At 72.1% G+C, this 8,723-nt stretch carries 6 protein-coding genes and 1 pseudogene; 5 read left to right on the forward strand and 2 right to left on the reverse strand.

Going from position 1 to position 8,723, the window contains the following annotated elements; genetic code table 11:
* The 3 genes and pseudogenes from GWI24_RS35000 to GWI24_RS35010 all read left to right on the forward strand — a co-directional run.
* A pseudogene (locus GWI24_RS35000) lies at positions 1-872 on the forward strand (pyridoxal-phosphate dependent enzyme); the annotation flags it as partial.
* Positions 873-1,021: 149 nt separating this feature from the next.
* Positions 1,022-1,819 carry an SDR family oxidoreductase gene (locus tag GWI24_RS35005; protein ID WP_210950076.1) on the forward strand — a complete coding sequence of 266 codons (798 nt, stop codon included), beginning with the start codon at positions 1,022-1,024 and terminating at the stop codon, positions 1,817-1,819.
* Between the two features lie 251 nt (positions 1,820-2,070).
* Entirely contained in the window at positions 2,071-3,243 is a 1,173-nt protein-coding gene (locus tag GWI24_RS35010; protein ID WP_210950071.1) for a sialidase family protein, read from the forward strand.
* 31 nt (positions 3,244-3,274) lie between these two features.
* Here the strand turns inward: GWI24_RS35010 and GWI24_RS35015 are convergent, their stop codons facing one another.
* Positions 3,275-3,892 carry a TetR/AcrR family transcriptional regulator gene (locus tag GWI24_RS35015; RefSeq protein ID WP_210950072.1) on the reverse strand — a complete coding sequence of 206 codons (618 nt, stop codon included), beginning with the start codon at positions 3,890-3,892 and terminating at the stop codon, positions 3,275-3,277.
* Positions 3,893-3,971: 79 nt separating this feature from the next.
* Between GWI24_RS35015 and GWI24_RS35020 the strand changes: the two genes are divergently transcribed.
* Both GWI24_RS35020 and GWI24_RS35025 read left to right on the forward strand, forming a co-directional pair.
* Entirely contained in the window at positions 3,972-5,522 is a 1,551-nt protein-coding gene (locus GWI24_RS35020; protein WP_210950073.1) for a nitrilase-related carbon-nitrogen hydrolase, read from the forward strand.
* Positions 5,523-5,843: 321 nt separating this feature from the next.
* Entirely contained in the window at positions 5,844-7,862 is a 2,019-nt protein-coding gene (locus GWI24_RS35025; RefSeq protein ID WP_308344195.1) for a spermidine synthase, read from the forward strand.
* 94 nt (positions 7,863-7,956) lie between these two features.
* Here the strand turns inward: GWI24_RS35025 and GWI24_RS35030 are convergent.
* On the reverse strand, positions 7,957-8,723 hold a 767-nt coding region (locus GWI24_RS35030), incomplete at its 5' end, for a hypothetical protein (RefSeq protein WP_247617294.1).

The following is an 8,723-nucleotide window of genomic DNA, read 5'->3' on the forward strand; positions in this document are numbered from 1 at the left end:
AGCCCGATCCACCCCTGGACCGGCTGAGCGAGCGTCTCGGCGGGGCGCGCGTCCGGGCCAAGCGCGAGGACTGCACCAGCGGACCGGCCTTCGGCGGCAACCAGACCCGCAAGCTGGAGTACCTCGTCCCCGACGCGCTCCGGAAGGGCGCGGACACCCTGGTGAACATCGGCGGTGTGCAGTCCAACCACACCCGCCAGGTCGCCGCGTTGCTCTCCCGGATCACGGGCGCGTGGGTGAAGCTGGTCGACGCGGGATTCGGCATCGGCTTCAAGGGCAGCTGGAGCCAGGCCCTGGATGACGTCCGCGCCGAGGGCGGCACGCCGTATCCGATCCCCGCCGGGGCCTCCGACCATCCGCCGGGCGGCCTGGGCTTCGCCAACTGGGCGCGGGAGGCCCAGGCCCAGGAGCGGGAGCTGAGGGTCTTCTTCGACACCATCGTGGTGTGCGGCGTCACCGGCTCCACCCAGGCGGGCGTGATCGCGGGCTTCGCGGGCCAGGACCGCCCCCGCCGGGTCCTGGGCATCGACGCCTCCGCCAGACTGGCCGAGACGCGTGCCCAGGTGGAGAAGTCGCACGCGAGACCGCCGGGCTGATCGGCCTCGGCCGGGAGCTGCGCGATGAGGAGATCACCGTGCTGGAGGGCTGGGCCGGGGACCTCTACGGGCGTCCCGGTCGACTCCACCCTCGAGGCGATCCGGCTCACCGGAAGCCTCGAAGGGGTGATCCTCGACCCGGTCTACGAGGGCAAGTCCATGGCCGGGCTCATCGACCTCGTCCGCGACGGCGACATACCCAAGGACTCCAACGTGCTCTACGCCCACCTCGGCGGCCGGCCCGCGCTCAACGCCTACAGCGGCGCCTTCGGCTGAGAAGTCCGCTGAGAAGTCCGCTGAGAAGTCCCCTGAGAAGGAGGAACGGGGGCGATGGATGGCCTCCGCCGGGGTACCCGATCCGCCCCGGGCCACGCGACCCCGTGGCCTCCCCACCCCCGTAAGACCAGGGAGCCAGGGTGACGGATATGAACACCGGGAACGACCGGCACGCCGGAGACGCCGCGCCCTCCTACGGCCCGCTGTCGGGCTGCGTGGCGCTGGTGACCGGCGCGTCCAGCGGCATCGGAGCGGCCACCGCCGTGGCGCTGGCCCGGCAGGGAGCCGATCTCGCACTGGTGGCCCGCCGTACCGAACGGCTGGAGGACCTTGCCGCCACGGTGCGGAAGGAGGGCCGCTCCTGCGCCGTCCTCACCGCCGATCTGCGGGACACGGCGCAGGCCCGCCGGTGCGTCGAGGACGCCGTCGAGCAGTGCGGACGGCTCGATGTGCTGGTGAACAACGCCGGCTCCGTGGTGCCCGGCAGGGTCGAGGAGGGCGACCCCGAGGGCTGGGAGCGCATGCTCGACCTCAACGTCAGAGCCGTGCTGCACACCTCCCAGCAGGCGCTGCCGCATCTGCTGCGGACGGCGTCCGACGGCCCGCGCGGGGTGGCGGATGTGGTGAACGTCAGCTCGGTGGCCGGCCGGCTGGCACGGCCCGGCAACGGCGTCTACTCGGCCACCAAACACGCGGTGGGCGCCATGAGCGAGGCCATGCGCCAGGAGGTGACCGCCCGGGGTGTCCGGGTGGGGCTGATCGAGCCGGGCATGGTCGCCACGGAGCTGACGGCCGACAGCGCGATCGCCGCCGCCGGGCGCGGCATGCCGCGCGAGTCCTGGCTGCACCCCGAGGACATCGCCCGCGCGATCGCCTTCATGGTCACCCAGCCCTCGCACGCCGCCGTCAACGAGATCATGGTGCGCCCCACCGCCCAGGAGCACTGACCGCCCCCCGACCGCCCCGTTGCGCCGTGGCGTAACGGGGCGGAGGCGCGCGCCGCCCCCGGCCCGGTGCCCTGGCCGAGGGCGGTACCGGTCCCGGGCACTTCGCGAAAGCGCGGCCCCGTCTGGGCCCTGCCTCGGCCCTCGCGGAAGCCTGCGCGAGGGATTTACAACGTTGGAAATTCTCTCTAGCGTTGCGCCACGCAGGGCCCGGGCCCCTCTCCCCCTTCACCACTCCTCCCGAGGGAGCGTGCATGACCACGCCGTACCGAAGACACCTCCTGCCCACCCTGCTGACCCTCCTGGCTGTCCTGGGCTCGCTCCTGGCCGTCCAGGCACCCCCGGCCGCGGCCGCCTCCGGGACCCTGCTGCGCGACGGCACCGGCCTCTACCCCCGCGCCCTGCGCCTCCAGTACAACGGCGCCGCCAACGGCCGCATCCTCGCCTCGGTGGTCACCTTCCGCGGCTCGGACGGGCTCGGTGCCATCTACGAGAGCACCGACGACGGCGCCACCTTCCGGCAGGTGGGCGAGGTGGCCGACCCCGAGGCGTCCGGTGGACAGGGCGAATGCTGCGCCACCCTGTACGAACTGCCGCGGGCCGTCGGCACCATGCCCGCCGGGACCCTGCTGTGGGCGGCCTCCATCGGCCAGGACGAGCCGGACCGCCGGATGGCCATCCGGGTCTTCCGCAGCAACGACCAGGGCCGCACCTGGTCCTATCTGTCCACCGTGGCCACCGCCCCCAACACCAAGGGGCTGTGGGAGCCGGAGTTCTCCATCGACTCCAGCGGACGGTTGGTGGCCCACTACTCGGACGAGACCGACCCCGCGCACAGTCAGAAGCTGGTCGCCGCCCGCAGCGCGGACGGGATCACCTGGACGGGCCACCACGCCACCATCGCCAGCAACCTCGCCTCCGACCGGCCCGGTATGCCCATCGTGCGCAAGCTGCCCGACGGCCAGTACTTCATGGTGTACGAGATCTGCGCCGCCCAGGGGCAGTACTCATGCGTGGTCCACTACCGGACCTCGTGGGACGGCTGGAACTGGGGCGACTCCGCTCATCTCGGCTACCGTCCCGAGACCGCCGACGGGAAGTACTTCACCCACACGCCGAACCTCGCCTGGGCCCCTGAGCCCGGAAATCCCCGGGGCAAGCTGTTCCTCATCGGCCAGGTCCTGAACAACGCGGACGGCACCACCGCCACCGGCAGCGGTGCCACCGTCTGGACCAACAGCAACGGCGGCACCGGAGCCTGGCGTTCGATCTCCGCACCGGTGCGGGTGGATTCCAAAGTGGTCGACTGGTGCCCCAACTACAGCTCGGCACTGCTGCCCTCGGCGGACGGCAGCCGAGTGCTGGAGATCGCCACGGACTACGTGGGCACCGTGTGCAAGCCGTTCTACGCCACCGGGGGGAGCTGACCCGGTGAACGCCCGCTGATCGGCGTGGTGTTCACCCGTCCGCGGATCCCCCGTCCGGCCGTTCGGGGCCGGCGCCCAGCATGGTGCGTACGACTGTCTCCACCAGGGCGTCGGCCTCGGCGCGCGTCGGTGTGCCGAGCCGTTCGTCGAGCAGCAGTGTGCTCAGCCCGTGGACGAGGGCCCAGATCCCGACCCGCAGTGGCTCGCGCCGCTCCGGTTCCGCGATGGCCGCGATGCGGTCCGCCACGATGGCGATCGCGGCGTCGGAGGCGGCGATGGTGTCGGGGTGGCTGCTGCACGCCTGCCCGAACATCAGGCGGTACACCCCGGGGTGGTCCAGCGCGTAGTCGACCGCCGCGCAGGCCATGGCGATGACCTCCGCGCCGGGGGCCTCCCCGGGGGCGACCGCGGCGAGGCGTTCGCCCAGCTCCGTGAAGCCCCGGGTGGCGAGGGCGGCGAGCAGCGCCTCCTTGTCGCGGTAGTGGCGGTAGGGGGCGTTCGGGGAGACCCCGGCGTGCCGGGCGACCGCGCGCAGCGACAGCTCGCCCGGGCCCTCGGCGTTGAGGAGCGCCAGAGCGGAGTTCAGCAGGGCTGCTCGCAGATCCCCGTGGTGGTATCCCGAGCCAGTGGATGTTGACAGTGTCCACACCTCCATCCTTCAATGTGGACATCGTACACATCGATGCGGGCCGGTCCGTGGGGACGCGGCCCGCGCACAGGAGTGCCCGATGACCGAACGACTCGCCCCGCCCGCTCAACGCCCCTGGCTGTGCCTGTGGGGCGGCGCCGCGGCGTCCTTGCTGTCCGTCGGCGGCCGGTTCGACGTGCCCCTGGCCGCATGGGCGGCGCCGCTGCTCCTCCTCCGCTTCCTGCGCCACACCCGCCCGCTCGTGGCCCTGCCCGCGGTGTTCGCCGTCACGGTGGCGTCGGCCGCGGTGTGGATGGCCGAACTCGCCGTGCCCATCACCTGGCTCACCTTCCTGGGTGATGTGGCCTTCGGAGTGGCCTACGGTCTGCCGTATGTGGTCGACCGGCTGCTCGGCCCGCGCGCCGGCACCCTCGGCAGGGTGCTGCTGTTCCCCGCCGCGGCCATGTCCGTGGAATTCCTCCTCGGCACGTACGGCCCGTTCGGCACCGCGTACGGCATGCGGGCCGCGTCCCAGCACGCGAGCACCGCACTGCTACAGATCACCGCGCTGACCGGGCCGTACGTCATCGCCTTCGTCATCGGGGCGGGAGCGACCATCGGCAACCTGGTCTGGGAGCGCGGGCCGCGTCGGCCCGCGCTGCGCTGGGCCGCCGCCTACGCCACGGCCGTCGTGCTGATCGTCGCCGGCGGACAGCTCCGCACGATGTCCACGGACACGGGCGGCGACACCGTCAAAGTGGCCGGCATCAATCCGAGCCACGCGGCCATCGACGCCGAGACGGCGGTGCACGGCGCCTCCCGGCTCGCCGTCACCGACCCGCGCCGCGTCGACCGGGCCGATGTGCGCCGGGCCATGCGACCGCTCCTGGACGACCTCTTCCGCCAGACCGCCCGGGCGGCCGCGGCCGGTGCGCGGATCGTCGTCTGGTCGGAGAACGCCGCGCGGGTGGCCGACGAGGACCACCGCGCGTACCTGCGGCGGGCATCGGCGGCAGCGGACGCGCACAACGTCTATCTCCTGGTGGCCGACCTGACGTATCTGCCGGACGCGCCCCACGGCAGGGACGAGACCCATCTCTTCGGCCCCGACGGCGGGAAGCTGTGGGACTACGAGAAGGCCCGGCCCATCCCCGGGCTCGAGATCTACACACGCGGCGACGGCCGCGTGCCCGTCGTCGACACCCCGTACGGCCGGCTGGCGAACGTCATCTGCTACGACGCCGACTTCCCGGCGGGCAATCACATCGACGCCGACATCGTCTTCGTCCCCGGCGGCGACTGGCCCGAGATGGGGCGCACCCACACCGCCATGGCCGGGCTGCGCGCGATCGAGAACGGTTACGCGCTGGTCCGGCAGGACTTCAACGGCCAGTCCAGCGCCTACGACGCCACCGGACGGCTGCTGTCCACGCTGGACACCACCACCGACGCGGGCGTCTGGTACGCCGACGTTCCCATCCACGGCTTGCGCACCCCGTACTCCCGCACGGGCGACATCGTCTCCTGGGGCGTGTTCGCCGGCACTGTGGCCGCGGCGGTGGCTCTCGCCAGGCGCACCCGGCGCCACCCCGCTCCGCCATCTGGGTCCGCCTCCTCCGCGCGGGCGTCCGCCGTTGGCCCGGGCAGGTGACGGACACCGGCCGGGCCGTGACCCGAACGGCGTACGGCGGTGGCCGGGGGAGCGGATCCAGGACATGTGCCGCGGCGTGACCGTCCCACTCCGCACGGCCGTTGCACCGCACCCCGGGCCACGCCGGTGACCTGCACCGACGGCCGCGGTGGTGGCGCGGTGGCGAGGGATCGCGCGGACGGAAGGCGAGCGGCCGGAGCCACTTCGCGATGCGCCGGACGCCCGCCATCCGGCCGACGGCACGGGCCGTGTGGGTGCTCGACCTGCCCCGCCCCGGATGACAGCGTGGCCGACATGGAGCACAGCCCAGGACCGCAAAACGTGCGCGCGAGGCTGCTGCTGGCCAGCGCCACCATGCTCTTCGTCGAGCTGGCGCTGATCCGGTGGACCGGCGCCAATATCGTCCATCTGAGCTATTTCTCGAACTTCATCCTCTTGGGCTCGTTCCTCGGGATCGGCCTGGGATTCCTGCTGCCCGCCGGCCGTGGGCAGTGGCTGACCCGCTGGACGCCCGTCCCGCTCGCCGTTCTCGTCGTCCTGGTGCGCGAGTTCCCCGTGCAGGTGCGGCAGACCAGCGGCGAGGTCATCTACTTCACCGCCGTGAAGACCACCGGTCTGCCCCAGTGGGTGACCCTGCCGGTGCTCTTCGGGCTGACCGCGCTGATCATGATGGCCATCGGCAAGATGACGGCCGATCAGTTCCGTCGGCTGCCCTCGCTGGAGGCGTACCGCTTCGACCTGCTGGGCTCGCTCACCGGCTCGGTGTCCTTCGCGCTGCTGTCCTGGCTGCGCGCACCGTCGGTGGTGTGGGGGGTGATCGCCGCGGCGGCGCTGCTGACCCTCGGCGGCCGCCGCAACACCATCAGATATTCGGTGCCGCTCGCGCTGATGGTGGCCATCCTGGCGCTGGAGACGGCGGCCGGCGGCATCTCCTGGTCCCCGTACTACAAGATCGAGGTCACCAGGCCGACCTCCGGCAGCCGGGACTACAAGATCTCCGCCAATGGGGTACCGCACCAGTCCATCGCCCCGCTGAAGGTGCTCAGGCGCCCCGACTCCCCGTACCAGCAGCCCTACCGCGAGACCCCGCGGAACTCCCACCGCCGGGTGCTGGTCATCGGGGCGGGCAACGGCAACGACGTGGCGATGGCGCTCGCCCACGGCGCCCGGCGGGTGGACGCCGTGGAGATCGACCCCCGGCTGCAGGAGATCGGCGCGTCACTGCACCCGGCCCGGCCCTACCACAACCCCCGGGTGCACGTGCACATCAACGACGGCCGGGCCTTCCTCGAGCGCACCAAGACCCGCTACGACCTGGTCGTCCTCGCCCTGCCGGACTCCCTGACCCTGGTGTCGGGCGCGAGCAACCTGCGCCTGGAGAGCTATCTGTTCACCCGGCAGGCGTTCGAGGCGGCACACCGCCACCTCGCCCCCGGCGGCGCGTTCGCCATGTACAACTACTACCGGCAGAACTGGCTCATCGACCGGTTCGGCTCCACGCTCACCTCCGTCTTCGGACACGCCCCCTGCATCACCCACTACGGAGGCAAGAAGGCGGCCATCCTGGTGGCCGGCGTGACCTCCGGCGACCAGTCCTGCACCGCCTCCGCATGGCGCCCCTCCGGCCCGGTGCCCTCGGCCGCCAGTGACGACCACCCCTTCCCGTATCTGCTGCACCGCACCATCCCCACCCTCTACATCGGGGTCCTGGGGGCGATCCTGCTGGTGACGCTGGTGTCGGTGCGGCTGACCGGGGTCCGGCTGAGGCGCACCGCCCGCTATGTGGACATGTTCCTGCTCGGCGCGGCGTTCATGCTGCTGGAGACCAAGAACGTGATCGGGTTCGCCCTCTACTTCGGCACCACCTGGCTGGTCAACGCGATGGTCTTCGCGGGGGTGCTGCTCGCCGTGCTGTGTGCGGTGGAGGTCCGGCGCAGGCTGCGCCGGGTCAATCAGCTGGTGCTGCAGCTGATGCTCTTCTCCAGCCTCGCCATCGCCTGGCTGATCCCGTCCCATGTGGTGCTGGGGCTGCCCTTCGTCCCCCGGCTGGCCGCCGCCATCGCGCTGGCCTTCGCCCCCATCTTCTGCGCCAACCTCATCTTCTCCGACCGGCTGGCGGCGGCCGCCGACCCCACGTCGGCGTTCGGTGCCAACCTGCTGGGCTCCCTGTTCGGCGGCACTCTGGAGTATCTGGCCCTGCTCACGGGCTATCAGGCGCTGCTGCTGGTGGTGGCGGTGCTGTACGTGGGTGCCTGTGTGGCCATGCGCTTCACCCGCCGCGGCCCCGGCGACGTCGCCACCCAGGAACCCCTCACCGTGCAGACGGCGCCACGCCCCTGAGCGCTCCTTCCCCAGCCGCCCCCGGCCGCCTTCCGGCCGGGGGCGGCCGCGTGCGTGACGCGGTCCGCCGAATTCGTGGCGCGGGCCGGCGCGGTCACTCGAACATGACGTAGTCCGGGCGTGGCCGCAGGGCCAGCACCTCCTCCGGGGTCATCAGCCGGCTCCCCTCGGTGTCCTCCTCGTAGAAGAGCTTGAAGCCGGTGCGCACGCCCTCGGGCTGGTTCCTGACCAGCTGCCGCCAGGTGTCGCGCTTCATCCCCGGCGAACCTATGCCGTCCGCGCTCTTGATGAGCACCACACCGGGTTGCGGGCGCAGCGCGGACTGGTCGCTGACGACGGCCACGGCCACCTGGTGGAAGACGAGTGGCTTCTGCGGCAGATCGTGTTCGTCGACGATCCCGGAGAGATAGCGGGCCACATCGGTGAGCTCCTGGCCGCTGGTGTGGCCGTAGGTGTCTCCCGGCACCTCGCCCGGACCCATCTCCCACTCCGGGTCCAGGGCTATGCCGACATCGGGATGGACCAGCCATTCGCGCAGCGCCTTGACCTCGCCGAGGACCGAGGCCCGGCCCGGCTGGATGTTCAGCAACAGCAGGGCACGGTGGCGCTTGGCCGCGTCGTGGAAGCGGCGGATCGTGTCGGAGGAGGTGCGTGAGCGGTAGGTGCCGTCGGGGCCCGCGGCGCTGTTGGCGACGGTCGCGAGGAGTTCGAGCACCGGCTGCGGTTCACGGTCCGCGGCGTAGGCGCGGGCGGTCTTCTCGATCTGCCGCACCTGGTCGCCGAGGTCCCCGACACCGAGCCGGCCGAGCGCGGCGGCCCCGGGCAGCCCGCAGTAGCCCACCAGCCGGTAGCGGGACAGCT

Source organism: Streptomyces sp. MK37H (assembly GCF_018035285.1).
Taxonomy (GTDB): Bacteria; Actinomycetota; Actinomycetes; order Streptomycetales; family Streptomycetaceae; genus Streptomyces; species Streptomyces endocoffeicus.

What these genes read in the sequence shown, in the direction of transcription:
- GWI24_RS35010 (WP_210950071.1), top strand. Translation starts at nt 2,071, where the DNA reads ATGACCACGCCGTACCGAAGACACCTCCTGCCCACCCTGCTGACCCTC.
- GWI24_RS35005 (WP_210950076.1), top strand. Translation starts at nt 1,022, where the DNA reads ATGAACACCGGGAACGACCGGCACGCCGGAGACGCCGCGCCCTCCTAC.
- GWI24_RS35020 (WP_210950073.1), top strand. Translation starts at nt 3,972, where the DNA reads ATGACCGAACGACTCGCCCCGCCCGCTCAACGCCCCTGGCTGTGCCTG.